The sequence below is a fragment of the Pseudomonas sp. B414 genome (assembly GCF_055408445.1).
On the sequence record NZ_JBUZTQ010000002.1, the window covers coordinates 37,826 to 61,301 of the forward strand.

Genomic DNA, 23,476 nt, shown 5'->3' on the forward strand with positions numbered 1-23,476 from the left:
GAGCTCTGTATCAAAAACGCTCCAGCCGGTAAGGTTGCAGCTCAGGTAGTGCATGGGCGCTGGTCGCCCCCGCCAACTGCGCAATCAGCTCCGCCGTCACCGCCGCCTGCGTCAGGCCCAGATGCTGATGGCCGAAAGCAAGCAGCACCTTGCCGTCGCACACCCGGTCTATGATTGGCAGCGAGTCAGGCAGCGATGGCCGAAAGCCCATCCACGGCGTGGCCCCTGCAGCGCTCAAATCCTCACGAAACAACCCTTTGCTCAGGCGATGCAACTGCCAGGCGCGCTCCATGCTGGGCGGGGCCTGTAGCCCGGCAAACTCGACCGTACCTGCCAGTCTCAGGCCATCGGTCATCGGCGTCATGATGAACTTGCGCTCCAGCGAGGTGACGGCAAACGGCAGCCGCTCATGCTCGTGCGGCAGCATCAGGTGGTACCCGCGTTCGGTATCCAGCGGGACTTTCTTGCCGGTGAGGGCAGCGGTAAGTTTGGCCGAGTGGGCGCCGCAGGCAATCACGACCCGGCGGGCGGTCACCCGGCCCTGAGCGGTAACCAGAGAAACACCTGCCTCACTCACTTGCGCGCCGGTTACCTGCTGTTGGAGAAACTGCACGGCGCATTTTTTGGCAGCTTCTACCAGTTCGCAGACCACGCGGTAGGGGTCGATAAAGTGCCCCGTGGCCGGGAAAAACAACCCGCCCTGAATCTGCTCGCTCAATTGTGGCGCAGTCTCGCGTACGGTCTTGGCCTGCCAGAACTCCACCGGTACCTGCTGTTGGCGCATACGTGTTTGCAGTGTATGGAGTACCTGGCGGGACTCGGGGCGTTCGAAGACCAGCAACGAGCCGTCCTCCCTCATCAGGCCCGGGCAATCAATGCCCTCCAGCAGCCGGTGCCAGGCACCCAGGCTGCTTTCGTTAAGGGCACGAATACCGGCCACGGTGCGCTGAAACGGCGCCGGTCGCAGGTTAAGCAGCAGGCGGGTAAACCACGGCAGGGCGCGGGGCATGTATTTCCAGTCCAGGCGCAGTGGGCCCATCGGGTCCATCAGCATGGCCGGCAAGCGTTTGAGAATCGACAGGTCGGCAATCGGAAACACTTGCTCAGTGGCCAGGTGCCCGGCATTCCCGTACGAGGCGCCGTGGCCCGGTTGCTGAGGGTCGATGACCACCACCCGCTGGCCCTGACGCGCCAGTTGCAGGGCACAGGCGACACCGATAATGCCGGCGCCGACGACGGCAATGTCGGCTGTATTCGAGTCGAAGTGATCAGGCATTTTCCAGTACTTCTCTGTGGCCATCGAGCAGGCGGCGCACGTGCAGAGGATTGGCGTGCTTGAGTGCGGTCGGCAGCAGGCTGTCGGGGAAGTCCTGATAGCAGACCGGGCGCAGGAAACGCAGGATGGCAGCAGTCCCGACCGACGTGGTACGGGTGTCCGAGGTAGCCGGGAACGGCCCGCCGTGGACCATCGCGTCGCACACTTCAACCCCCGTTGGCCAGCCATTGACCAGCAGGCGCCCGGCCTTGCGTTCCAGGGTCGGTAGCAAGGCCCTGGCACTGTCGAGGTCGGCATCATCCAGTTGCAGGGTGATGGTCAATTGGCCTTCAAGGTGCTCGAGTACCTGGCGCACCTCATGCTCATCGGCGCATTGCACCACCAGCGATACAGCACCGAATACTTCGGCTTGCAATGCAGGGTCGGCGAGGAAGTCCCTGGCCTGGGTCACGAACAGGTGAGCCTGACACTGGTTTGGCGTCTCCCCCTGCAAACCGGCAGCGGCTTCTTGTGCACTGCTCAGTTCCTGCAGCGAGCCAATACCGGTCTCATAGGCCTGAAAAATCCCGGGCGTGAGCATGGTCTGTGCCGGGCTCTGCTGGACAAGTCTGGCAGCGGTGCTGATAAAGGTATCCAGTGCCGGGCCCTGGTGTGCAATAACCAGCCCCGGGTTGGTGCAAAACTGGCCTGCACCCTGGGTCAGCGAAGCAACGAAACCCTGCGCCAGTGCTTCGCCGCGAGCCTGCAGCGCAGCTGGGAAGAGCAACACCGGATTGATCGAACTCATCTCCGCATACACCGGAATGGGTTCGGGACGAGCGGCCGCTACTTTGCACAACGCGATGCCGCCACTGCGCGAGCCGGTGAAACCGACAGCCTTGATACGTGGGTCGCTGACCAGAGCCACACCCACTTCGCGGCCGGAGCCGAACAACAGGGAAAACACACCGGCAGGCAGACCTGATTTTTTCACGGCGCGGGCAATCGCATGGCCAACCAGTTCGCTGGTGCCGGGGTGGGCGCTATGGGCCTTGACCACCACCGGGCAGCCTGCCGCCAGCGCCGATGCGGTGTCGCCACCCGCCACGGAGAAGGCCAGCGGGAAGTTACTGGCGCCGAACACGGCCACCGGCCCCAGCGGTACCTGGCGCTGGCGCAGGTCTGCGCGGGGCAGGGGCTGGCGCTCAGGCAGCGCATTATCGACGCGCACATCCAGCCATTCCCCGGCGCGCACGGTACGGGCAAAGGTACGCAGTTGCTGGCAGGTGCGTCCGCGCTCACCGAGGATACGCGGGCGGGGCAGGCCGGACTCGCTGACGGCGCGGTCAATCAGTTCATCACCTATGGCTTCGATCTCATCGGCGATGGTCTCTAGAAAAGTGCCGCGAGTTTGCAGTGGTGTCTCGCGAAAACGGTCAAAAGCCTCCCAGGCCAGGGCGCACGCCTGCTCGACATGTTTGCCGCTGCCGCCGGGGTAAGCCGGTTCGAGCACAGTGCCGGTGGCAGGGTTGATCGCCCGGATCGCTTCGCGGTTACCGGTGATGGCTTGCTGACCGATCAGCATATTGCCTGTCAGAGTCATGGCGTGTTCCTGAAAAAAAGGCTGGGGGCTAATGCCGATCAATAAGGTGGGGATGCTCAATCCCTGTGGGAGCGGCGGTGCGACGATTCGACTTGCTCGCGATTGGAGCAACGCGGCCCAACTTTAAACCGCGTAGTCTGTATCGCGAGCAAGCCCGCACCGACAATGCTCCTTGACGGACCAACATCTGGCTGTGGCGTACCGGGTCAGGCGACGTTCTGTTCTGCGGACCAGTTTTTGTACCACTGGCGGAACAGGTTGTACTGGTCCTCGGCGTAGTGGCGCTGGGCATCGCTCAGGGCATCGGTGTCGTTGAAGTGCAGGCTGTATTCGCTGTCACCATTGAGCGCCATCAGGTGCTTGTAGTAGAGCACCAGATCAGTGCCTTCATCGAACGACGACAGCACGCCCAGGGCGGCTTCCAGCTCACGGGCCAGACGGCGGGCTTTAGGGTCGCCCTTGGCCGCTTGCTTGCTCAGGGCCACCAGTCGCAGCACTTCGCGCGGCAGGGCGTTGCCGATACCGGTAATGGCGCCAGTGGCGTTGCAGTTGACGAAGCCATGCACCACCTGGGTGTCGACACCGACCATCAGGGTCACGTCATCGTCCTTGGAGGTAATGTGCTCGGCGGCGTAACGCATATCGGCAGCACCGCCGAACTCTTTGAAACCGATCAGGTTCGGGTGCTGGCTGCGCAGTTCGAAGAACAGGTCGGCACGAGTGGCAAAACCGTAGTAAGGGCTGTTGTAGATCACGGCTGGCAGCTGTGGAGCGGCTTGCAGGATGGCGGCGAAGTGAGCTTTTTGCGCAGCAGGCGAGGCGGCACGGGACAGCAGGCGTGGAATCACCATCAGGCCCTGGGCGCCGACCTTGGCAGCGTGTGCCGCATGGGATACCGCTTCACGGCTGTTGACCGCACCGGTGCCGACGATGGTCGGAATCCCGGCAGCCACCAGGCGTGCCACACCTTCCTGACGCTCGGCTTCGGTCAGCAGCGGCCAGTCCCCCATGGAGCCGCAATACACCACGGCACTCATGCCGATTTCGATCAGTTCGCGGCCCTTGGCCACCAGTGCGTCGAAGTCCGGCTTGCGCTCGGCGGTGCACGGGGTCATCAGGGCAGGCATGCAACCGGTGAAAATGTTATCGCTCATTGTTCTTACGCCTCGAGTCGTTTATTCGGATATGTGAACAGCGAGGGGCTTAAATGCCCCACGCGAAAGGATCTTTTTCGTCGATCAGCAGCATGCTGTCGGCAGTCATAAAGGCCTGGCCGGTAATAAACGGGCGAATGCGCTCGCCTTGCCATTGATAGCTGCCGACAAACTGGCTGGCGGTGATGCTGGCCTGTACCCAGGGCTGTCCTGGTGCCAGTTTGCCGTCGGCCGCCAGGCACGCCAGTTTGGCGCTGGTGCCGGTGCCACAGGGTGAGCGGTCGTAGGCCTTGCCCGGGCACATGACGAAGTTGCGGCTGTCGGCCCGGGCGTCGTCGGCAAACAGTTCGATATGGTCGATCAGGGCACCGTCTTCGCCGTGAATGCCCTGGGCCTCAAGGGCCTTGAGCATTGCCCAGGTGTACTCGGTCAAGGCTTCGACATTGTCCAGTTGCAGCGCTTTGCCGTGGTCGGAAACCAGGAAGAACCAGTTGCCGCCCCAGGCAATATCGCCATGCACCTGGCCATGCCCCGGCACCTCAACGGCGACCTGCTGGCGGTAGCGGTAGGAAGGCACATTACCTACGGTGACTTGGCCGTCTGGATGCAGGGTGGCGGTGACCGGGCCGACCGGTGTGTCGATCTTGTGCTCGCCCGTCTCGATCAGGCCCAGGTAGTACAGCGAGGCAACCAGGCCGATGGTGCCGTGACCGCACATGCCCAGATAACCGGCATTGTTGAAAAAGATCACGCCGCAGGTGGCATCTGCCGACACCGGCTCGCAGTACAGCGCGCCGACCAGTACATCGTTGCCACGGGGCTCCAGCAGGCAGGCCCGGCGCCATTGGTCATGCTGGTCGCGCAGTGCATCGCGCTGCTCGGCAATGCTGCGCCCGGCCAGTTGCGGAAAGCCTTTGAGTACCAGGCGGGTGGGTTCGCCGCCGGTGTGGGAATCAATGACATGTACTTGTTTCATAGGCCTGCCCATTGATGAGAACAATGGAGCCAGAGTGGGCCGTTCAAGCATTTTGCGATTGATCTTTTCCATTGAAGCGGATGACGAAATCGGCACAATGCAGGCAGGCGCTCGATGCCTGGTCAGACGTGGGAGAGTGAGATTGATGACGCAGAATGCTTTTGCAATCCTGAACCAGGGCAATGAGCTGAGCCGTCCTGAAAGCCTTGAGCAGTTGCTCTCGGGTGTGGCGCTGTTGCTGCCGATGCTGGATGCCATCCCCAATGCTGCGATCTTTATCAAGGACAATGCCGCACGCTATGTCCTGGCCAATCGCACTCTGGTGCAGCGCTGTGGCTTGAAGCATCTGCAACCGCTGCTGGGCAAAACCAGCGCCGAGGTTTTTCCTGCGCAACTGGGGCCCGGTTATACCGAGCAGGATCGCCAGGTGCTGGAGCAGGGGCTGGTGCTGGAAGACCAGTTGGAGCTGCATCTGTACGGGACCCGTGAGCCGGGCTGGTGCCTGACCCACAAACGCCCGCTGTATAACCGCCAGGGCGAGATCATCGGTCTGGCCGGGATTTCCGTGGACCTGCAATCAGCCAGCGACACCCACCCGGCCTATCAGCGGCTGGCAGCGGTGGACGAATATATTCGTACGCATTTCTATCGCCGCGTCACCCTGGTCGAGTTGACCCGCATTGCCGGGATTTCCGTGGCGCAGCTGGAGCGGTATTGCAAGCGGGTGTTTCACCTGACGCCACGGCAGATGATCCAGAAGGTGCGTCTGGAACATGCCCATCGCCTGTTGTTGACCGATCTCCCTATTACTGAAGTGGCCCTGCAGTGCGGCTACACCGATCACAGCGCTTTTACCCGCCAGTTCAAGGCACTGACCGGCTTCACGCCACGCCAGTACCGCCAGGCCACGGCACAGTGAAGTGTCCGTGGCCCGGTGCACTGCCTTGCAGGATTACTTTTTCAGCGTGTCGTAGGCTTCAAGTGCGCGCAGTGAGTAGATATAGGCCGCACCGGCATTGAGCGAGATGGCGGTTGCCAGGGTTGCCGCGATTTCTTCGCGGCTGGCCCCGGCCTTGATTGCCGCATCGGCGTGAACGGTGATACAGCCGTCGCAGCGGGTGGTGACGGCCACGGCGATGGAAATCAGCTCGCGGGTCTTGGCATCCAGCACATCGTTTTCGGCAGAGGCTTCACCGAGGGCCATATAGGCCTTGACCATTTTTGGATTGCTCTTGCCCAGCGCACCGAACGCCTTCTGGATGGTGGGCAGCAATTCAGACCAGTTATTGAACATGGGTTAACTCCTGAGCAGGTTGGGTGTAGTGTTTCGACTCGTTCAGTTTCCTCTTTCAATCTGGTCCGGATTTGCCCGATCCGCTCAGTTTTTTATGCGATACGCTCAAATGAGCTGAGCCCGAGCTGACACAACTATGGATATTCGTCATTTTCGCTACTTCCTGGAAGTCGCCCAGCAGCGCAATTTCACCCGCGCAGCCGGGCAACTGGGCATTGCAACGCCAACCTTGAGCCGTCAGATCCAGGATATGGAGCAGGCACTGGGTACACGCCTGTTTATTCGCCAGCAGCGCGAAGTCACCCTGACCGAGGCAGGCGCGGCGCTGGTCAGGGAGGCCGAAGCGGCCGTGCGCCAATTCGAGTTCGCCCAACGCAGCGCAAAACGCGCCGGGCGTGGCGAAATCGGCCATATCGAGTTGGGCTATGTCGCCTCAGCGGTATATTCGGGGCAACTGCAAAAGCAGATCCAGGGCTTTAGCCGCGAATACCCTGATGTCACCCTCAGGCTGTGCGAAAGCCCTATGGCATCGCTGCCCGGGATGATTGTTGATGGGCGTTTGGATATCGGCTATATCCGCGCACCGATGGTTCTGCCTGATGGCGTGGCCTCCTTGCGCCTTGATGCGGAGGGTTTCGTGCTGGCATTGGCCACGGATTCCTGGCTCTGCGGGTTACCGGAAATCAGGGCCGAGCATCTGCAGCAGGAGATTTTCATTCTGCCGGAGCAAATCAGCGGTACCTTGCAAGTCGCCGCCGACGCAGGGTTCTCCCCGACACTGGGGCCGCAACCCGGGGGGCTGCTGGAAGTGATTGCGCTGGTGTCACTGGCGCAGGGCGTGGCGGTTGTGCCTGAATCGGTAGTGGGGCATCTGAATTTGCCCAATGTGATCTACCGGACGATCAAGGGTAATGCTGGTTCATCCTGGCTGGCCTTGATCTATCGGCGCTTTGAAAAGGCCCCGGCGGTCATACGCTATATCGATCAGGTCAAGGCCAGATATCTGCAGCGCTTGTGATCTGTGCAAGCGCCCTTATTTATTTCGTCGCGCCGGGGTGACATACGTCCCCTAGAGCCCATGCAACCGTGCTGGAGACAAGCCGTCAGTGAGTACCAACATCATCACAAAGGAAGGTCATGAAGCCCTGAAAAAGGAGCTCGACTACCTGTGGCGGGAAAAGCGCCCGGACACCACACGCAAGGTCACTTGGGCGGCCTCTCTGGGTGATCGCAGCGAGAACGCCGACTACCAGTACAACAAAAAGCTGCTGCGCGAGATCGACCGCCGGGTTCGCTACCTGCGCAAGCGCCTTGAAGATGTGCGGGTGGTGGCTTACTCACCTGAGCAGGAAGGCCGGGTGTTTTTTGGTGCCTGGGTCGAGATCGAAAACGAAGCCGGGGAGGTCAAGAAATTCCGCATTGTGGGCTATGACGAAATCTACGGTCGCAACGATTACATCTCCATCGATTCGCCAATGGCCCGTGCGCTGTTGAAGAAAGAAGTGGGGGATGAAGCCACAGTGCAGACCCCGAGCGGGGAAGTGCTGTGGTGGATAAACGATATTTATTACGAAAAAAGCTAGCTCAGCAGGTGGGAGCGAGCCTGCTCGCGACGGCAGTGATCCAGTTAGCACCTTCGCGAGCAAGCCAGCCCCACACTTTCAGTCTTTAGCCCTCACGCAACACCGTTAACGGGCTGGCATTGAGCGCCCGGCGAGTGCCGAACACCCCGGCGCCCCCCACCATCACCGCGCCCAGCACCGGCAGCAGCAACAACCACGGATGCGGCTGCCACGGCAGGTCAAAGGCGAAACGGTACAGCACCAGGCTGACCAATTCGGCGCCCAGCGCCGCGAGCAGGCCGCTAGTGGCGCCCAGCAGGCCGAACTCGATGCGCCGGGCCTTGACCAGCAGTTGCCGCTCGGCCCCCAGTGCGCGCAGCAGGGCTCCCTGGCGGATGCGTTCATCGAGGGTGGATTGCAAGCCGGAGAACAGCACCGCCATGCCCGCCGCCAACACAAACAGCAGCACGTATTCCACGGCAATGGTCACTTGCGCCAGGATGCTGCGCAATTGCTCCAGCAAGGCGTCGATGGGCAGGATGGTCACGGCCGGGAAGGTACGCGACAGCTCGATGATCTCTTTGTCGTGCCCCGGTGCCAGGTAAAAGCTGGTCAGGTAGGTGGCCGGTAAATCCTGCAAGGTGCCGGGCTGGAAGATCATGAAGAAGTTGGGCTGGAAGTTGTCCCAGTTGATGCTGCGCAAACTGGTGACCCGCGCTTCGCGATTGACCCCGGCAATGGTGAAGGTCATGACATCGCCCAGCTTCAGCTTGAGGCTTTCAGCAACTTTGGCTTCCACCGAGACGCCGGGCACATTGCCGTCGGGCTTCGGTCCCCACCAGCTTCCAGCTGTCAGTTTATTCTCGGCAGGCAGGTCGGCGGCCCAGGTCAGGCTCAGGTCGCGCTGGATGGCCTTGTCGCCGCTGGAATCCTTGCTGACGATATCTTGCACCGGCTCGCCATTGATGCTGACCAACCGTCCCGGAATCACCGGGTACAGCGGCGCTGCCTGGGCCTGAAGAGTCATCAGGTGGGCGCCAAAAGCCTCCTTGTCGGCGGGCAGGATATTCAGGGCAAAGTAGTTGGGCGCGTCCTTGGGCAACTGGTTTTGCCAGGTGTCGAGCAGCTCGCCGCGCAACAGGGCGATCAGGGCCATCGACAACAGGATCAGGCCAAAAGCCAAGGCCTGGCCCGCGGCTGCCAGCGGGTGACGCAACAACTGGCCCAAGCCCAGGCGCCAAGGCAGCGAGGCCCCTGCCAGCAGGCGACGCAGGCTTTGCAGGCCCAGCAGGAGGATGCCGCCAAGCACCAACGCGGCAATCACCCCACCGCCGAGTAGGGCGAAGGTCAGTACCAGATCCAGGCTCATGCGCCACATGATCAGCCCCAGGGCCAGCAGGGCTGCACCGTAGACCGTCCAGGTGCTGGCCGGTATCGGCAGCATGTCGCGGCGCAAAACCCGCAACGGTGGCACGCGGCCCAATGCTGCCAGCGGCGGTAAGGCAAATCCCGCCAGTGCTACCAGCCCGGTGCCCATGCCGGCGATCGCGGGCATCATGCCACCAGCAGGCACATTGGCCGGCAGCAGGTCATGCAGCAGGGCAAACAGGCCAAGCTGGGCCAGCCAGCCGAGCAATGCGCCGGCCAGGCTGGCCAGCAGCCCGAGCACTGCCAGTTGCAGGGTAAACAGTAACAGGGCTTCGCGCCGTGACAGGCCCAGGCAGCGCAGCAGGGCGCTGGCATCGAAGCGTCGATTGGCAAAGCGGGTGGCAGACAGGGCCACGGCCACGCCCGCGAGCAGCACCGCCACCAGGCTGGCCATATTCAAGTAGCGCTCGGCCTTGCCCAGGGCACCGCCGATCTGCTGGTTGCCATCACGGCCGTCGAGCAGGCGCTGATTGGCCTCAAGCCCGGGCTTGATCACCTGGCGATAGGATTCAAGGGCTGGTGCCTCCCCGCGCCACAGCTCGCGATAGGTCACCCGGCTGCCCGGCTGGACGATGCCGGTGGCTTCCAGATCATCCAGATTGATCAGTACCCGTGGTGTCAGGCTGTAAAAATTGCCGGCGCGGTCTGGTTCGTAGGTCAGCACGCGGGTGATGCGTACGGTTTTTGCGCCGACATCGATCTCATCACCGACCTTGAGGTCCAGCGCGGTCAGCAGCCGGGCTTCAACCCAGGTTTCTCCGGTGGCAGGGCCGCCGCCTGACTGTTCTTCGGCATAGGGCTGGGGGGCACTTTTCAGTTCGCCGCGCAACGGGTAGGCATCGTCTGCCGCCTTGATGCTGGAGAGCTGGATGCCGTTGTCGGTGGCAATCACGCTGGCAAACTCCACCACCCGGGCGTGTTGCAGCTGCAGGTCGGTACCGGCCTTGATTTGCTCGTCGCGGGCCGGGGCGCTGCCATCGAGTACCAGATCGGCACCGAGGAATTCGGTGGCGCGCAACAGCATCGCACCATTGAGGCGGGCACCGAAGTAACCGATGGCGGTACTGGCCGCCACCGCGACCAGCAGGGCAAAGAACAGCACGCGCAGCTCACCGGCGCGGGCATCGCGCAGCAATTGGCGTACGGCCAGACTCAGCAGGCGCAACAGCGGCAGGCGTGCCATCAGGGCTCCAGAGGGCCGACCAGATGGCCGGCTTCAAGACGGATCAGGCGCCGGCAACGATGAGCCAGGCGTTCGTCATGGGTCACCAGCACCAGGGTGGTGCCGCTTTCCTTGTTCAGTTCGAAAAGCAGGTCGGTGATGCGCTCACCGGTGTGGCTGTCGAGGTTGCCGGTGGGTTCATCGGCAAACAGCACGTCCGGGTTGGCCGCGAAGGCCCGGGCAATCGCTACCCGCTGCTGCTCACCACCGGACAGCTGGCGCGGTGAATGGCTCAGGCGCTGGCCCAGGCCGACGCGCTCAAGCAGATGGCGGGCATGCTCGCGGGCATCCTTGCGGCCCTCAAGCTCCAGCGGCAGCATGACGTTTTCCAGGGCGTTGAGGCTGTCGAGCAGCTGGAATGACTGGAACACGAAGCCTACGTGCTCGGCCCGCACCCGTGCGCGCTGGTCTTCGTCGAGGGTGCTCAGGGCACACCCGGCGAGGATCACTTCGCCCTGGCTGGGCAGGTCCAGGCCTGCCAGCAGGCCGAGCAAAGTGGACTTGCCGGAGCCGGATGCGCCGACAATGGCCAGGCTGTCGCCCTTGTTCAGCTCAAGGCTCAAAGGGTGCAGGATGGTTAACTCGCCTTCCGCGCTGGGAACCACTTTGCTAAGGTTCTGCGCGGTGAGAATACTTTCGCCCATGGAGAATCCAATGCGTGTGTGGTTTATAAGTGCTGCTCTGGCCCTGATGTGCATGGCACAGACGGCAACGGCGGGAACAATCTTGATCGTCGGCGATAGTATCAGCGCAGCTTTCGGCCTGGATACCCGTCTGGGATGGGTGTCTTTGCTCGAACAGCGGCTCAAGGAGCAAGGATACGACGACCAGGTGGTCAATGCCTCGATCAGCGGCGACACCAGCGCTGGCGGGCTGGCGCGGCTGCCGGCGCTGCTTGCAGAGCATAAACCGGATGTGGTGATTGTCGAGTTGGGTGGCAACGATGGCCTGCGTGGTCAACTGCCCGCGCAATTGAAACAAAATCTTGCAGGGATGATTGATGCGTCGCAGCAGGCGGGTGCCAAAGTGCTGCTGCTGGGTATGCAATTGCCGCCCAATTATGGTGCGCGTTACACCCAGGCGTTTGCGTCGGTCTATGCCGAACTGGGCAAGGAAAAACAGATCGTGCTGGTACCGTTTTTCCTTGAAGGCGTGGGCGGCAAACCCGAGCTGATGCAGGCCGATCGCATCCATCCAGCGGTCGGTGCGCAGGGGCTTTTGCTGGATAATGTATGGCCGGCGTTAAAACCCCTGCTTTGATGCTTTTCTAGTGGCAGTGTTTCGGCTAAGGTGGCGCCCCCCCGATTTGGAGCCCCCGATGTCGCGTCCTGCCTGGTCTTTATATGCCTATCAACTGATCGAGCCCGATGAGCAGCTCGATTTGTTCGCCTGCCAGGAGGTACGGGTGCATCTGGTGACGCGTCAACTGGAGCTGGGAGGCACCATTGACCGTACGTTGTGTGGCTCGTTGCTGCCTGCGCAACCGCGCTGGTCGGATGTCACGCGCAAGGTCTTTCAGGACCACCGGTTGTGCCCGCTGTGCCGGGCCATTATCGAGTCGCAGCGCCGTGGCACCGAGCCCATCTGGCCAGAGCTGCGCTTTGAACTATGATGTAAGCTGTTTGCTGCCCTGACCGGCTCACGCTCCCCGTGGGCGCGGTGTACACTCCCTTTTTTGTCCCCCCGTTGTTTATGCGAAGGATGTTCCGGATGTTGTCGCGCCTACCTGCAGTCACCCGCTACCTGTCAGTTGCCGCACTTTGTGTTGCGGGGCCCGCTGTTGCGCTTGAGTTCCCGCTGCCACCGCCAGGCGAAGATGTCGTCGGCGAAGTGCAGGTGATCAAGGGCAAGTACGAAGACTCCTTCGCCGATCTGGGCAGTCAGTACGAACTGGGCTACTCGGAAATGATCGCTGCCAACCCGGGAATAGACGCCTGGTTGCCGGTCAAGAAGAACCCGGATGGCACTATCATCGACACCGATATCGTGTTGCCGACCCAGTTCATCCTGCCGCCGGGCAAGCGTGAAGGAATCGTGATCAACCTGGCGGAATATCGGCTGTATTACTTCCCGAAGGACCAGAACAAGGTTTACACCTTTCCGCTGGGTATTGGTCGCGAAGGCTGGGGCTCGCCTCTGGGGCAGACCAAGATCACCGCCAAGACGCCGAACCCGACCTGGACGCCTCCGGCCTCCATCAAGGCCGAGCACGCCAAAAATGGCGACCCGTTGCCTAATGTGGTGCCCGCAGGCCCCGATAACCCGTTGGGCCCGTTCAAGTTCACTCTCGGGATGCCCGGCTACCTGATCCACGGCTCTAATGCCAAGTTCGGCATCGGTACTGGCACCAGCCACGGCTGCTTCCGCATGCTGAACAAGAACGTGCTGGAAATGGCCCAGATGGTGCCGGTCGGCACGCCGGTGCGCATCATCAACGAACCGTACAAACTGGGTGTTCGCGATGGCAAGGTGTTCCTGGAGGTGCATGAGCCGTTGAACGTCAAGGATGGTTCGCTGCTGGCTGTCAGCGACAAGTCCCATTTGACCCCTGAAGACTTGCAGAACAAGTACGCGGGTTTTATCAACTTCCTGCTCAAGCACAAAGACCTGGAAAACAGCGTCCAGATCGACAAAGACAGGGCATTTCCTGTAGTGGGTGCCGAAACGGGCATACCTGCAGAAATCGGCATTTCCAATTCGGCAGTGGCTGCAGGCCAGTCGCTGGATTACGTGCAGTAAGGTACTTTAAACAGCCCGATAAAAAGCCGCCGTGGTTAATACCCCCCGGCGGCTTTTTTATTGCCTGCTTATTGTGCGACAGGCAATAAAAAAGCCGACCTAAAAATAGGTCGGCTTGATAACAGTCCCGAAGGACTATTACTTGCGGCTTGCTTTTTCAAGCATGCGCAGAGCGCGCTCGTTAGCTTCATCAGCAGTCTGCTGTGCTTTTTGAGCAGCAGCCAGAGCTTCATCAGCTTTACGGTAGGCTTCGTCAGCACGAGCCTGGGAGCGAGCTGCTGCATCTTCAGTTGCAGTCAGACGGGCTTCAGTTTCTTTAGATACGCTGCTGCAACCGGTAGCCAGAACTGCGGCCAATGCCAGAGCAGAGAATTTCAGAACGTTGTTCATCGTGTTCCCCTTCAAGGACTTTCTAATTAAAGCTGCTCCTTCAAAGTGAGGAAACAGCCGGCGTACATAGTACCCATTACTTGTAGTAAGTAAAATGACCTAGCGCAAGAACCAAAAAAAATAATTGGCAAGCTATGTAGATGGGCTAGCTTTAACGGATTGTGCTTGTAAAACAGTCAGTTTGGAGCGTGCACAGTGACATCCTCATGATGGCATCACGTGACTTTAAGTGCGGCTGTGCGTCATAGCCTCAACCTTCCGGAAAATGTCCCTGGTTCTGACGAGTCGTTTGGGCAGTCGAGTTCTGCTGACAACTGACGACTACATGAGCCGAACATTTGCATTGAGATTGGCTACGCTGTAATCAGACCTGTCGGCACAACCTGTGCTGGCAACGCGTGCGTGATGGCGTAGTTGTTTCCTCAGCGGAAAAACCACAGTAAGGTAGGGGTCACGGTTCAAGACCCGCGAGGAGCAATGATGAGCGAGGCGTTGTCTATCCACCATGACCAGGCAGGTCACCAGTTTGAGACCACTGTCGACGGTCATCGTGCTTACCTGACCTATATGGATCTGGGCAAGCAGACTCTGGATATCTATCGCACGTTCGTGCCCAATGCCTTGCGTGGTCGGGGTATTGCGGCAGCATTGACCGAGCAGGCGCTCGATTACGCCGACAAGATGGGTTATGAGGTGATTCCCTCATGCTCGTATGTAGAACGTTACATGGAGCGCCACAAGCGCCCTCAGGCCAATACCTGAAATCAGATCGATAAAAACGCCGGGCTTGCTCCGGCGTTTTTGTGTGCGACTACAAATGCACGGTGATTGCACTGGTGGGCCGACTGCAGCACAACAGGATGTCGCCGTTTTGCGGTGTCTCCAGCGGCTCTTCAAAGTACTCCACAGAGCCTTCCTGCAGACGAACCTGGCAGGTGTTGCACAAACCCGCCCGGCAATTGAATGCGGGTGCCAGGCCGGCCTGCTCTGCGAGGTCCAGCAGCGAGTGACAATCTTTATCCCAAACCACCCGAGTGCCTGACGGCATAAAGCACACGTTCAGCGTGTCGTTGCCCGGGCTCGGTAAGATGGGTGTGATGGCGGGTGCTGCAACCGGCCCGATCTCGTCTTCCGCGAGCACGGCGGCGGGCCCAAAAAATTCATAGTGAATACGCTCCTTGCCCACTCCAAGGCTGCGCAACAGGCGCCAGTTCGCCTGCATAAACGGGCGCGGGCCGCACAGGTAGACATCGTAGTCATCCAGAGGCAGTAACTGTTGCAGGGTCTGGCGGCTGATCAGGCCTTGGCTGTGATAGCGCTGTCGGTCCTCTGCAGCAGGGTTGCGGTAGCAAAAATGCACCGCAATGCCCGGACGCCGATCGGCCAGTGCCAGTACTTCGTCGCGCAAGGCATGCGCCGCACCGTTTTCACAGGCATGCACAAAGTGCACGGCGCGGCCCTGCTGCAGGCTCAGGGTGTGCAGCATGCTGACCATCGGCGTCAGCCCGACCCCGCCGCTGAACAGCAGCACGGGCCGGGTGCTGAGTTCGTCCAGCATAAAGGTGCCGGACGGGCCTGCGACTTGCAACTCGTCCCCTACTTGCACACAGTCATGCAGATGGTTGGAGCCCAGCCCCGGTTTCAGGTGAGGCTGGTCGAAGGGCGCTGGCTCGCGCTTGACCGAAATTCGCACCTGGCCCGGCTGGGTGGCGCAGGCACTGAAGCTGTAGTTGCGCAGCAGGGTGCTGTTGTCGGCCAGGCGCAAGCGCAGGGTCAGAAATTGCCCCGGGCGAAAATCCAGACGTCTGATACCATCGACCGGGGCGAGGACAAAGGAGGTAATGATCGCGCTTTCCGGCTGTTTGTCGATCACCCGCCAGGCGTTGAAACTGCTCATCTCAGGCCTCCACAGTGTTCGACAGGGCGGGTACCAGCGGGATCAGGTTTTCGGCTTGCTCAAGGGCAATTAACCGCCCCAGATTGCGTCGAAAGCGCAGCGGCCCTGCGTCTGAAGCCAGGTCGATATTGGGGCTGCGCTTGTGGCTCATGCCCTGATGAACCGCGCTGAGCACAACCCGGTCTTCAGCAAAGGCGTGGCGTACGTCTTCGTCAAACTGGCGGGAAATCTCCTGGTTGTCCTGATCGAAATTACGCACCTGAAACCAGTAGTAGCGGGTATTCGATTCATCGATGGGGGTCATGAAGTTGTAGGAGTTCATCAGGAACACCTGCTCATGCAGCTCGCCGTCATCGCTGCCGGTACCCGCCGGGGTGAAGATAGCCTTGATAATGGCTTGCGCCGGGTAATGGACTTCGTAGTGTTGCTTGCGGTCGCAGTTGCCGCTGAATTTGACGAACTTGGCATAGAAGGGCGCCACCTCAACGTCACGCATCCAGCGCGAGACAATCACACCAGCATCGGTGACCGTGGTTTTCAGCGGCTCCAGGGCGCAGGCGGCGTTGCCAAAGGATGATTGATGGACCCAGGCCACATGGGACGGGTCCAGCAGGTTGTCGGTCATATACAGGTAATTGCAGGGGATCAGCATGCTGTCGCCACGGTTCAGGCCCCAGTCCGGGTCATCCCATTCCGGCACGTGGCAGATCTTGTCGGCATCGGCCAGAGCGGCATCGCCCATCCAGATCCAGATCAGGCCATAACGGATCTGCAGCGGGTAGCTGCGCACCTTTGCGCCCTTGGGCACATGGCTGCTGCCGGGAGCCTTTACACAACTGCCGGAACAGTCGAAGGTCAGACCGTGATAACCGCACTCGATGTCATCACCCTTGCGTCGGCCTAATGACAGCGGCAACTTGCGGTGCGGGCAGGCATCCTCCAGGGCGACCGGGGTGCCATCGCCCTTGCGATACAGCACCACAGATTCGTTGAGCAGCTTGACCGGGAGCAGGGCATCGCCCAATTCAGTTTCACTGGCTGCGACGTACCACGCGTTGCGCATAAACATGCGGTCTCTCCTTATTATTCTGGGGTGTGCCCTGTGCGAGGACGAGACCAGAATAAGAGGGAGTGATTGAGTAAGAATAGATGGCTAAAACTGTTAAGTGATTTAGCTTTGCTTAACTATCAAGCCCGCTCACACAGTAGTGAGTCACTACCGCGATTAACCGGTCAGAGAGGCCAACGCCCGCTCCCAGATTTGCCGTGTACGCACCCACGCCAGTTCCTGCCAGTCCGGGTCGGCCGGGAAGAATTGCTCCAGCAGCTTGAGCTTGATCTGCCGCGCCTCGGGGCTGAACAAATCACCGTGCAGATGCAGCCACTGGTCGTCGCGCAGCACCGTGTGAATCTGCTCGCCGGGGTAGGTGCCGCACTCGATCACAAAGGGCATCAAACGCACCCCGGGGAGGGCGTCGATGATTGCCTGCGAGGTGTAACCGGTGGCGGTCGCGGCAACGCCGGTGTCGCTGTGGCTGCCAGCGCCGGTCATCAGGGTGAACAGCCAGGGGCCAAACAGATGCTGTGCATCTTCCAGTGCCGGGTAAGGGGCCTGGGCGATGGTCATCAGCATCGGATGACCATAGTCACCGGCGCCGGTGTGCAGGTCGAAGCACATGACGCTGCTGGCGTGCCCGAGGTGTTCCTGGAGAATGCGGTGCAACGTCCGGTTCGACCAGCTGGCACTGTTGCCGCCGTAAAACAGACCGTCGGGATGCCGATACTGGCCCGCTTCGACGATGGACATCACCGCCGACCAGCCTTCGCCCTGCACCCGCTCATTGAGCAGGGCATCGGCCCGGTCGCGGTGCGGGCCGTGCAATTGGTCGCAACTGTAGACCTCATGCAGCGCTTCATAGGCCTGGTTGTCGGGCGGTGTGCGGCTGAAGTCCAGATAGTTGCGGTTGAGGTCGATATTGTCTTCATTGACCCGGCGCATCCACGCCGTACCCCAGGGGTTGATCAGATGAATCATCAGCACCGCGACATCATCGGGCAGGCTGCGCCCGCGCAAGCTGTGCAGCCATTGGCGCTGGCAGTCCGAGCCGTAATAGCCTTCCACGCCGTGGGTGCCGCTCAGGGCCACCAGCAGGTGTTTGGCCAGCGGATTGCCCAGCACGGCGACGTCAGTGCCCAGAGCCTCGCCAAACGGGCCGCGTAGCGGGTGTGGGTACTCGTAAAGCTGTGCCCCGGCCTCGTTGGCCGCGGCCAGAAACTGTTCCCGCTGGTGGGCAAAACTGCGGTGTGAAGGGAAACCTGTGGTCATGCCTTGCTCCTGCTCAAAAATGCTCACTTCAAGCGCCCGGAAAGGAACTGGGTCAGGCGCTCGCTCCTGGGGTTGACCAGCACTTCGCCGGGCGGCCCCTGTTCTTCAACCAGGCCCTGATGCAGGAACATCACATGGTTGGAGACGTTGCGTGCAAAGCCCATTTCATGGGTCACCACCACCATGGTGCGGCCTTCCTCGGCCAGAGCCTGCATCACCTTGAGCACTTCGCCCACCAGTTCCGGGTCCAGGGCCGAGGTGGGTTCGTCGAACAGCATCACCTCCGGCTCCATCGCCAGCGCCCGGGCAATGGCGACCCGCTGTTGTTGACCGCCGGACAGGTGCGACGGGTATTTGCTTTCGACCTCCGGTGCCAGGCCGACCTTGTGCAGGTACTGACGCGCCCGCTCGACAGCTTCTTTGCGCTTGATCCCCAGCACATGCACCGGGGCTTCGATGATGTTTTCCAGCACGGTCATGTGCTGCCACAAATTGAAGTGCTGAAACACCATCGCCAGTTTTGTGCGGATTTTTTGCAACTGGCGCGGATCGGCCACGTGCATGGCACCGTTGAGATCCTGCCGGGTGCGGATAGGCTCGTCATTGACCGCGATGCTGCCGGCGCAGGGTTGTTCGAGAAAGTTGATACAGCGCAAAAAGGTGCTTTTGCCCGAGCCGCTGGAGCCAATGATGCTGATTACATCACCGGCCTTGGCCTTGAGCGACACGCCCTTGAGGACTTCATGGTTGCCGTACTTCTTGTGCAGCCCCTCGATATTGAGTTTGTACATGCTCGATACTCTCCAAATGGCGCGGGTTCAATGGCCCTGTGGTTGCAAGAAGGCCAGCCAGCGGTTCTCGCAGCGGCGAAACAGCCAGACCAGGGTAAAGACCATCACCGCATACAACACGGCGGCCAGGCCAAAGGCTTCAAACGAGGAGTAGGTGGCCGAATTCACATCCCGGGCGACCTTGAGCAGATCCGGCACCGTAGCCGTGAACGCCAGGGTGGTGGAATGCAGCATCAGGATCACTTCGTTACTGTAGAACGGCAGTGAACGGCGCAGCGCCGACGGCAGGATGATGCGTCGGTACAGAGTGAACTCGGACATGCCGTAGGCGCGCCCGGCTTCGATCTCGCCATAGGGTGTGGAGCGGATGGCTCCGGCGAATATCTCCGTGGTGTAGGCACAGGTGTTGAGGGCAAACGCCAGCAGCGTACAGTTGATACCTTCGCGAAAAAACGCATCCAGCGTCGGTTGGTCACGCACCACCTGCAGGCTGTAGATCCCGGTGTAGAGAATCAGCAACTGGATATACAGGGGGGTGCCGCGAAACACGTAGGTGTAGAACCACACCGGAATGCGCAGCAACGGGTTGCGCGACACCCGCGCCACTGCCAGCGGTACGGCCAGGGTGCCGCCGATGGCAATCGAGGCGACCAGCAGCCACAGGGTCATAGCCACCCCCGAGAGCTGATAACCATCAAACCACAGGTAGGATTTCCAGTATTCCTGGATGATCTCGTTCATAGCTGGGCACCTCTGACGCCAACCGAATAGCGGCGTTCAAGCCACATCAATACACCGTTGGAGACAGTGGTCAGGGCCAGGTAGATCAATCCGCCGATCACACTGAAATAGAACAGGTCCATCGAATTTTTCCCGGCATCCTGGGTGACTTTGACGATATCGATCAAACCGATGATCGACACCAGCGCCGTGGCCTTGATCAGCACCTGCCAGTTGTTGCCGATACCGGGCAAGGCAAAGCGCATCATTTGCGGGAACAGCACGCGCATAAATACCTGGCGCCGGTTCATGCCGTAAGCCACGGCCGCTTCCAGCTGGCCTGCGGGCACGGCCTGAAAAGCGCCGCGAAAGGTTTCGGTGAAGTACGCCCCGTAGATAAAGCCCAGGGTCAGCACTCCGGCGGCGAACGGATTGATATCGATCTGCTCGATGCCCAACCACTCGGTGAGGTTGTTCAGCCAGATCTGCAGGCTGAAAAACAGCAGCAGCATGATCACCAGATCCGGCACGCTGCGGATCAGGGTGGTGTAGCCCGCCGCAACATGGCGCAAGGCCGGTTGTTTCGACAGCTTGGCCGAAGCGCCGATCAGACCCAGTGTGACGGCCAGCAGCATCGACAGCAGCGCCAACTGGATGGTCGCCAGTGTCCCTTCGACAATCAGTGAGCCATAGCCCTGTAAAAGCATGTTCTGTCGCTCCATAGGCAGCCACGGCCCGCAGGCCGGGTGCGCGAAAGTGCAGTGCAAGGCCGGACATCCCGCAGGCAGGTCATCCGGCGCCGGTCAGAGGCGGGCTTTAGTTATAGATATCGAAGGTGAAGTACTTTTTCTGGATGCTGTCGTAGGTACCGTCCTTGTGCATGGCGGCCAGTGCCCGATTGATGGCTTCGAGCAGAACCGGGTCGTCCTTACGCAGGCCGATGGCGATGCCTTCGCCGAGAATCTCGTCGTTGACCACCGCGTCCCCGGCGAAGGAAAACCCAGTGTTTTTGCTGGTCTGCAAAAAGCCGATATCGGCCACGGCGGCGTCGGTCAGGCTGGCATCGATGCGGCCGCTGACGAGGTCCGGGTACAGCAGGTCCTGGTTGGGGTAGGTGACCATGATTACCCCTTGCGGTGCCCAGATGGCTTTGACGTAGGCCTCTTGGGTAGTGCCCTGGGCGACGCCGACGCGCTTGCCTTTGAGGGATTCGGGGGTGGGCAGCAGGCCGCTGTCCTTTTTCGCGATCAGGCGGTTGGGGGAGTTGTAGAGGCGGTCGGAGAAGGCGACGTTCTTTTTACGCTGTTCGTTCACGGTCATGGCTGATAACACGGCATCGAACTTCTTCGCACGCAGGGCTGGAATGGCGCTGTCAAACGGGGTCTCGACCCATTTGCACTTGACCTTGAGCTCGGCGCAAATGGCATTGCCCAGGTCGATATCAAAGCCGATTAACTCACCTTTTTCGTTTTTCGATTCAAAGGGCGCGAAAGTCGGGTCAACGCCAAAGCGAATCTCACTCAGGTCCTTGGCCAGAATGCCGGTGGATGCCAGTGCCAGGACGGTTGCGAGGACAAGTTTTTTCATTGTTATTTTCCTTTGTCAGACGAATTCAGCGTTATGACCGCTCTACACAGATGAAGGCTAATGACCGTACCTGTATATACATGATGAGCAATTTGCAGGCCAAGTCGACTGAATGGCGGGCCAGAGCAGTTAACTGGGTGGGTGAGGTCCAGTCATGCGCAGGCGGTGTCATTCAGCCAAGTGTTGCGTTACGTAGAGTTACATTTATGTGGGAATTTTCCTCGTTGGGTTGCGAGACGCCTTCCTCAGAATACGAGGCTTTCAATTTTCTAAAAGAGGGTAAAAGCTGTAGCTTCCTATAGCTGAGCTAAAGTATCGGACCGTCTGGAGATGTGTATGACTAGCTTGCCTTCCCTGCGTGCATTGCAGGTTTTTGAAGCTGTTGGCCGTTTTGGCGGAATTGTCGAGGCAGCCCGGCGCCTGGGGATTTCGGCCGGGGCGGTGAGCCAGCAGATGAAGTTGCTCGAAGACACTCTGGGTCTGAGCCTGACCCATAAAGTCGGCAAGCGCATCCGCCTGACTGTTGCCGGTCAGCGTTATCACGAGAGTTGCGCGGCGGCGTTTGAGAGCCTGCGCATTGCCCAGACCGAAGTCGAACGCTCAAAAAACGCCAGCAACCTGCGCATCAGCGCCTTGCCGTCGCTGCTCTCGGAATGGCTGGCGCCGCATATCTACGTCTGGCAGGGGCAGCATCCGCAGCTCAATGTGTTTCTCGATGGCAGCCATGCCGAGCCGTCGCCCGAGGGCTATGACATCGATTTTCGCTTTACCTACGGTGATTACGTGGGCAGCGAAAATGCCATCGAGCTGTACCGCGATTGCGTCGTGCCAGTGCTGAGCCCGCAGTTGCTGCGCGCCGATGCGCCATTGCAGAGCCCCAAGGACTTGCTGGCCTATCCCTTGCTGTCGATTGACTGGTTACCCAAGTTTGCTTCGCCACCGTCCTGGCGCGACTGGTTCAAGGCCCGGCAGGAGGACTGCGAGGGGTTGCGTGACGGTTATCGGGTGTATTCGCTGTCGGCCATGGCAATCCAAGCCGCACAGGCGGGGCAGGGCGTGGTGCTGGCGCAGTATTCGATGGTGGCGGATGCGCTGGCGCAGGGGCGATTGATCATGCCGTTTGCCCAGGGCCTGGCATTGCCATCGGCGTATTTTCTGGTGAGCGCCAAGGGTGCATTTGACAAGGAGCACTGCCGCGATTTTCATCGCTGGATGGTGGCGCGGGGGCGGGAGCAGATGGTGGCTAGCCAGCGGTTGCTGGTGGCTGGGTGATAAACCCTGGACACCTGTGGGAGCGGGCTTGCTCGCGATGCAGGCCACTCGGTAAATCTTGAACACCGAGGTGATGCCATCGCGAGCAAGCCCGCTCCCATATACAAGGGCTATGTTAACCGCGGGCGCGCTTGGGCAACACATCCTTGAGCTTGGCATGCATGCTGCGCAAGGTGGTCTCGGTAGCCGACCAGTCGATGCAGGCATCAGTGATCGACACACCGTACTGCAAGTCTTCAAGGTTTTTAGGAATGGCCTGGCAGCCCCAGTTCAAGTGACTCTCAACCATCAGGCCGATAATCGACTGATTGCCCTCGACGATCTGGTTGGCCACGTTTTCCATGACCAGCGGTTGCAGGGCCGGGTCCTTGTTGGAGTTGGCGTGGCTGCAATCGACCATGATGTTCGGGGTGATCTTGGCCTTGGTCAGTGCCTGCTCGCAGAGCGCAACGCTGACGGAGTCATAGTTCGGCTTGCCGTTGCCGCCACGCAATACCACGTGACCATAGGCGTTGCCTTTGGTCGTAACGATCGACACGCCGCCTTCCTGGTTGATACCCAGGAAACGATGCGGGCTGGATACCGACTGCAGAGCATTGATCGCTACCGTCAGGCCGCCATCGGTGCCGTTCTTGAAACCCACGGCCGAAGACAGGCCGGACGCCATTTCACGGTGAGTCTGCGACTCAGTGGTACGCGCGCCGATGGCCGACCAGCTGATCAGGTCCTGCAGGTACTGCGGGGAAATCGGATCAAGGGCTTCAGTTGCGGTGGGCAGGCCCATTTCGGCCAGGTCCAGCAGCAGCTTGCGACCGATATGCAGACCGTCCTGAATCTTGAACGAGTCGTCCAGGTACGGGTCGTTGATCAGGCCTTTCCAGCCCACTGTAGTACGGGGCTTTTCGAAGTAAACCCGCATGACCAGATACAGCGTGTCGCTGACTTCAGCCGCAAGCACCTTAAGGCGCTCGGCGTATTCATGGGCAGCCTTGAGATCGTGAATCGAGCAAGGCCCGATGACAACGAAGAGTCGATGGTCAGTGCCATCCAGGATGTTGCGAATCACCTCGCGCCCTTTGGTCACGGTCTGCAGCGCTGTTTCGCTGAGAGGAATCTCGCGCTTGAGCTGTTCAGGGGTGATCAGGGTTTCGTTGGAGGCAACGTTTAGGTCGTCGATCGGTAAATCAGCCATCGTGTTACTCGTCAGGTCACGGGTGCCGGCCGCCAGCGATCCCCGTGCGGCGGAGCACAGCTTGATTG

Annotated in this window: 24 protein-coding genes; 8 read left to right on the plus strand and 16 right to left on the minus strand. The window is 60.3% G+C overall.

Features of this window, described 5'->3' with window-relative positions:
• Positions 1-10 precede the first annotated feature (10 nt).
• The 4 genes from ACZRMH_RS02385 to ACZRMH_RS02400 all read right to left on the minus strand — a co-directional run bounded on the left by ACZRMH_RS02385 (position 11) and on the right by ACZRMH_RS02400 (position 4,988).
• A complete protein-coding gene (locus ACZRMH_RS02385) occupies positions 11-1,276 on the minus strand; it encodes an NAD(P)/FAD-dependent oxidoreductase (protein ID WP_464011988.1) in 1,266 nt (421 codons plus the stop codon).
• Complete coding sequence (locus ACZRMH_RS02390; protein WP_464011989.1) at positions 1,269-2,858, minus strand: aldehyde dehydrogenase (NADP(+)); 1,590 nt, start codon at positions 2,856-2,858, stop codon at positions 1,269-1,271. The genes ACZRMH_RS02385 and ACZRMH_RS02390 overlap by 8 nt, the downstream gene beginning before the upstream one ends.
• 206 nt (positions 2,859-3,064) lie before the next feature.
• The gene (locus ACZRMH_RS02395; RefSeq protein ID WP_464011990.1) at positions 3,065-4,012 is read right to left on the minus strand and encodes a dihydrodipicolinate synthase family protein; all 948 of its coding nucleotides are present in this window, start codon (positions 4,010-4,012) and stop codon (positions 3,065-3,067) included.
• A gap of 49 nt (positions 4,013-4,061) precedes the next feature.
• Positions 4,062-4,988, minus strand: coding sequence for a 4-hydroxyproline epimerase (locus tag ACZRMH_RS02400; protein ID WP_464011991.1), 927 nt, complete (start codon positions 4,986-4,988; stop codon positions 4,062-4,064).
• A 145-nt stretch (positions 4,989-5,133) separates the two neighbouring features.
• Here ACZRMH_RS02400 and ACZRMH_RS02405 point away from each other — a divergent pair, with 145 nt between their 5' ends.
• Positions 5,134-5,907 carry a PAS domain-containing protein gene (locus ACZRMH_RS02405; RefSeq protein WP_464011992.1) on the plus strand — a complete coding sequence of 258 codons (774 nt, stop codon included), beginning with the start codon at positions 5,134-5,136 and terminating at the stop codon, positions 5,905-5,907.
• A 33-nt stretch (positions 5,908-5,940) separates the two neighbouring features.
• On the opposite strand, the gene ACZRMH_RS02410 is transcribed toward ACZRMH_RS02405, so the two are convergent.
• Positions 5,941-6,282, minus strand: coding sequence for a carboxymuconolactone decarboxylase family protein (locus ACZRMH_RS02410; protein ID WP_086796149.1), 342 nt, complete (start codon positions 6,280-6,282; stop codon positions 5,941-5,943).
• Between the two features lie 136 nt (positions 6,283-6,418).
• Between ACZRMH_RS02410 and ACZRMH_RS02415 the strand changes: the two genes are divergently transcribed.
• Positions 6,419-7,300, plus strand: coding sequence for a LysR family transcriptional regulator (locus ACZRMH_RS02415; RefSeq protein ID WP_464011993.1), 882 nt, complete (start codon positions 6,419-6,421; stop codon positions 7,298-7,300).
• A gap of 88 nt (positions 7,301-7,388) precedes the next feature.
• On the plus strand, positions 7,389-7,865 hold the full coding sequence (greB, locus tag ACZRMH_RS02420) for a transcription elongation factor GreB (RefSeq protein ID WP_464011994.1): 477 nt from the start codon (positions 7,389-7,391) through the stop codon (positions 7,863-7,865).
• 85 nt (positions 7,866-7,950) lie between these two features.
• Here the strand turns inward: greB and ACZRMH_RS02425 are convergent, their stop codons facing one another.
• Both ACZRMH_RS02425 and ACZRMH_RS02430 read right to left on the minus strand, forming a co-directional pair.
• A complete protein-coding gene (locus tag ACZRMH_RS02425) occupies positions 7,951-10,455 on the minus strand; it encodes an ABC transporter permease (protein ID WP_464011995.1) in 2,505 nt (834 codons plus the stop codon).
• Positions 10,455-11,138: an ABC transporter ATP-binding protein gene (locus ACZRMH_RS02430; protein WP_464011996.1), complete on the minus strand. Its 684-nt coding sequence runs from the start codon at positions 11,136-11,138 to the stop codon at positions 10,455-10,457. The genes ACZRMH_RS02425 and ACZRMH_RS02430 overlap by 1 nt, the downstream gene beginning before the upstream one ends.
• A 10-nt stretch (positions 11,139-11,148) precedes the next feature.
• Here ACZRMH_RS02430 and ACZRMH_RS02435 point away from each other — a divergent pair, with 10 nt between their 5' ends.
• The 3 genes from ACZRMH_RS02435 to ACZRMH_RS02445 all read left to right on the plus strand — a co-directional run bounded on the left by ACZRMH_RS02435 (position 11,149) and on the right by ACZRMH_RS02445 (position 13,233).
• Positions 11,149-11,754 carry an arylesterase gene (locus ACZRMH_RS02435; protein ID WP_464011997.1) on the plus strand — a complete coding sequence of 202 codons (606 nt, stop codon included), beginning with the start codon at positions 11,149-11,151 and terminating at the stop codon, positions 11,752-11,754.
• A 58-nt stretch (positions 11,755-11,812) separates the two neighbouring features.
• Positions 11,813-12,106 carry a hypothetical protein gene (locus tag ACZRMH_RS02440; RefSeq protein ID WP_003446817.1) on the plus strand — a complete coding sequence of 98 codons (294 nt, stop codon included), beginning with the start codon at positions 11,813-11,815 and terminating at the stop codon, positions 12,104-12,106.
• 98 nt (positions 12,107-12,204) lie between these two features.
• A complete protein-coding gene (locus tag ACZRMH_RS02445; RefSeq protein ID WP_464011998.1) occupies positions 12,205-13,233 on the plus strand; it encodes a L,D-transpeptidase family protein in 1,029 nt (342 codons plus the stop codon).
• A 138-nt stretch (positions 13,234-13,371) separates the two neighbouring features.
• Here ACZRMH_RS02445 and oprI read toward each other — a convergent pair whose 3' ends face one another.
• Positions 13,372-13,623: an outer membrane lipoprotei OprI gene (gene oprI, locus ACZRMH_RS02450; RefSeq protein ID WP_003172710.1), complete on the minus strand. Its 252-nt coding sequence runs from the start codon at positions 13,621-13,623 to the stop codon at positions 13,372-13,374.
• 480 nt (positions 13,624-14,103) lie between these two features.
• Here oprI and ACZRMH_RS02455 point away from each other — a divergent pair, with 480 nt between their 5' ends.
• A complete protein-coding gene (locus ACZRMH_RS02455; RefSeq protein WP_019827604.1) occupies positions 14,104-14,385 on the plus strand; it encodes a GNAT family N-acetyltransferase in 282 nt (93 codons plus the stop codon).
• Between the two features lie 49 nt (positions 14,386-14,434).
• Here the strand turns inward: ACZRMH_RS02455 and ACZRMH_RS02460 are convergent, their stop codons facing one another.
• The 7 genes from ACZRMH_RS02460 to ACZRMH_RS02490 all read right to left on the minus strand — a co-directional run bounded on the left by ACZRMH_RS02460 (position 14,435) and on the right by ACZRMH_RS02490 (position 20,944).
• The gene (locus ACZRMH_RS02460) at positions 14,435-15,520 is read right to left on the minus strand and encodes an FAD-binding oxidoreductase (RefSeq protein WP_464011999.1); all 1,086 of its coding nucleotides are present in this window, start codon (positions 15,518-15,520) and stop codon (positions 14,435-14,437) included.
• 1 nt (position 15,521) lies between these two features.
• Entirely contained in the window at positions 15,522-16,589 is a 1,068-nt protein-coding gene (locus tag ACZRMH_RS02465) for an aromatic ring-hydroxylating dioxygenase subunit alpha (protein WP_464012000.1), read from the minus strand.
• Between the two features lie 156 nt (positions 16,590-16,745).
• Positions 16,746-17,846, minus strand: a complete 1,101-nt coding sequence (locus ACZRMH_RS02470; protein WP_464012001.1) for a DUF2817 domain-containing protein — start codon at positions 17,844-17,846, stop codon at positions 16,746-16,748.
• Positions 17,847-17,869: 23 nt separating this feature from the next.
• The gene (locus tag ACZRMH_RS02475; RefSeq protein ID WP_464012002.1) at positions 17,870-18,637 is read right to left on the minus strand and encodes an ABC transporter ATP-binding protein; all 768 of its coding nucleotides are present in this window, start codon (positions 18,635-18,637) and stop codon (positions 17,870-17,872) included.
• A gap of 27 nt (positions 18,638-18,664) precedes the next feature.
• A complete protein-coding gene (locus tag ACZRMH_RS02480; protein ID WP_464012003.1) occupies positions 18,665-19,378 on the minus strand; it encodes an ABC transporter permease in 714 nt (237 codons plus the stop codon).
• On the minus strand, positions 19,375-20,064 hold the full coding sequence (locus ACZRMH_RS02485; protein WP_464012004.1) for an ABC transporter permease: 690 nt from the start codon (positions 20,062-20,064) through the stop codon (positions 19,375-19,377). The genes ACZRMH_RS02480 and ACZRMH_RS02485 overlap by 4 nt, the downstream gene beginning before the upstream one ends.
• A 109-nt stretch (positions 20,065-20,173) precedes the next feature.
• On the minus strand, positions 20,174-20,944 hold the full coding sequence (locus ACZRMH_RS02490; RefSeq protein ID WP_464012005.1) for an ABC transporter substrate-binding protein: 771 nt from the start codon (positions 20,942-20,944) through the stop codon (positions 20,174-20,176).
• A 336-nt stretch (positions 20,945-21,280) separates the two neighbouring features.
• On the opposite strand from ACZRMH_RS02490, the gene ACZRMH_RS02495 reads away from it, so the two are divergent.
• The gene (locus tag ACZRMH_RS02495; RefSeq protein ID WP_464012006.1) at positions 21,281-22,216 is read left to right on the plus strand and encodes a LysR substrate-binding domain-containing protein; all 936 of its coding nucleotides are present in this window, start codon (positions 21,281-21,283) and stop codon (positions 22,214-22,216) included.
• 115 nt (positions 22,217-22,331) lie between these two features.
• On the opposite strand, the gene ACZRMH_RS02500 is transcribed toward ACZRMH_RS02495, so the two are convergent.
• On the minus strand, positions 22,332-23,408 hold the full coding sequence (locus ACZRMH_RS02500; protein WP_464012007.1) for a 3-deoxy-7-phosphoheptulonate synthase: 1,077 nt from the start codon (positions 23,406-23,408) through the stop codon (positions 22,332-22,334).
• Positions 23,409-23,476: the final 68 nt, after the last annotated feature.

What these genes read in the sequence shown, in the direction of transcription:
- ACZRMH_RS02385 (WP_464011988.1), bottom strand. Translation starts at nt 1,276, where the DNA reads ATGCCTGATCACTTCGACTCGAATACAGCCGACATTGCCGTCGTCGGC.
- ACZRMH_RS02390 (WP_464011989.1), bottom strand. Translation starts at nt 2,858, where the DNA reads ATGACTCTGACAGGCAATATGCTGATCGGTCAGCAAGCCATCACCGGT.
- ACZRMH_RS02395 (WP_464011990.1), bottom strand. Translation starts at nt 4,012, where the DNA reads ATGAGCGATAACATTTTCACCGGTTGCATGCCTGCCCTGATGACCCCG.
- ACZRMH_RS02400 (WP_464011991.1), bottom strand. Translation starts at nt 4,988, where the DNA reads ATGAAACAAGTACATGTCATTGATTCCCACACCGGCGGCGAACCCACC.
- ACZRMH_RS02405 (WP_464011992.1), top strand. Translation starts at nt 5,134, where the DNA reads ATGACGCAGAATGCTTTTGCAATCCTGAACCAGGGCAATGAGCTGAGC.
- ACZRMH_RS02410 (WP_086796149.1), bottom strand. Translation starts at nt 6,282, where the DNA reads ATGTTCAATAACTGGTCTGAATTGCTGCCCACCATCCAGAAGGCGTTC.
- ACZRMH_RS02415 (WP_464011993.1), top strand. Translation starts at nt 6,419, where the DNA reads ATGGATATTCGTCATTTTCGCTACTTCCTGGAAGTCGCCCAGCAGCGC.
- ACZRMH_RS02425 (WP_464011995.1), bottom strand. Translation starts at nt 10,455, where the DNA reads ATGGCACGCCTGCCGCTGTTGCGCCTGCTGAGTCTGGCCGTACGCCAA.
- ACZRMH_RS02430 (WP_464011996.1), bottom strand. Translation starts at nt 11,138, where the DNA reads ATGGGCGAAAGTATTCTCACCGCGCAGAACCTTAGCAAAGTGGTTCCC.
- ACZRMH_RS02435 (WP_464011997.1), top strand. Translation starts at nt 11,149, where the DNA reads ATGCGTGTGTGGTTTATAAGTGCTGCTCTGGCCCTGATGTGCATGGCA.
- ACZRMH_RS02440 (WP_003446817.1), top strand. Translation starts at nt 11,813, where the DNA reads ATGTCGCGTCCTGCCTGGTCTTTATATGCCTATCAACTGATCGAGCCC.
- ACZRMH_RS02445 (WP_464011998.1), top strand. Translation starts at nt 12,205, where the DNA reads ATGTTGTCGCGCCTACCTGCAGTCACCCGCTACCTGTCAGTTGCCGCA.
- oprI (WP_003172710.1), bottom strand. Translation starts at nt 13,623, where the DNA reads ATGAACAACGTTCTGAAATTCTCTGCTCTGGCATTGGCCGCAGTTCTG.
- ACZRMH_RS02455 (WP_019827604.1), top strand. Translation starts at nt 14,104, where the DNA reads ATGAGCGAGGCGTTGTCTATCCACCATGACCAGGCAGGTCACCAGTTT.
- ACZRMH_RS02460 (WP_464011999.1), bottom strand. Translation starts at nt 15,520, where the DNA reads ATGAGCAGTTTCAACGCCTGGCGGGTGATCGACAAACAGCCGGAAAGC.
- ACZRMH_RS02465 (WP_464012000.1), bottom strand. Translation starts at nt 16,589, where the DNA reads ATGTTTATGCGCAACGCGTGGTACGTCGCAGCCAGTGAAACTGAATTG.
- ACZRMH_RS02470 (WP_464012001.1), bottom strand. Translation starts at nt 17,846, where the DNA reads ATGACCACAGGTTTCCCTTCACACCGCAGTTTTGCCCACCAGCGGGAA.
- ACZRMH_RS02475 (WP_464012002.1), bottom strand. Translation starts at nt 18,637, where the DNA reads ATGTACAAACTCAATATCGAGGGGCTGCACAAGAAGTACGGCAACCAT.
- ACZRMH_RS02480 (WP_464012003.1), bottom strand. Translation starts at nt 19,378, where the DNA reads ATGAACGAGATCATCCAGGAATACTGGAAATCCTACCTGTGGTTTGAT.
- ACZRMH_RS02485 (WP_464012004.1), bottom strand. Translation starts at nt 20,064, where the DNA reads ATGCTTTTACAGGGCTATGGCTCACTGATTGTCGAAGGGACACTGGCG.
- ACZRMH_RS02490 (WP_464012005.1), bottom strand. Translation starts at nt 20,944, where the DNA reads ATGAAAAAACTTGTCCTCGCAACCGTCCTGGCACTGGCATCCACCGGC.
- ACZRMH_RS02495 (WP_464012006.1), top strand. Translation starts at nt 21,281, where the DNA reads ATGACTAGCTTGCCTTCCCTGCGTGCATTGCAGGTTTTTGAAGCTGTT.
- ACZRMH_RS02500 (WP_464012007.1), bottom strand. Translation starts at nt 23,408, where the DNA reads ATGGCTGATTTACCGATCGACGACCTAAACGTTGCCTCCAACGAAACC.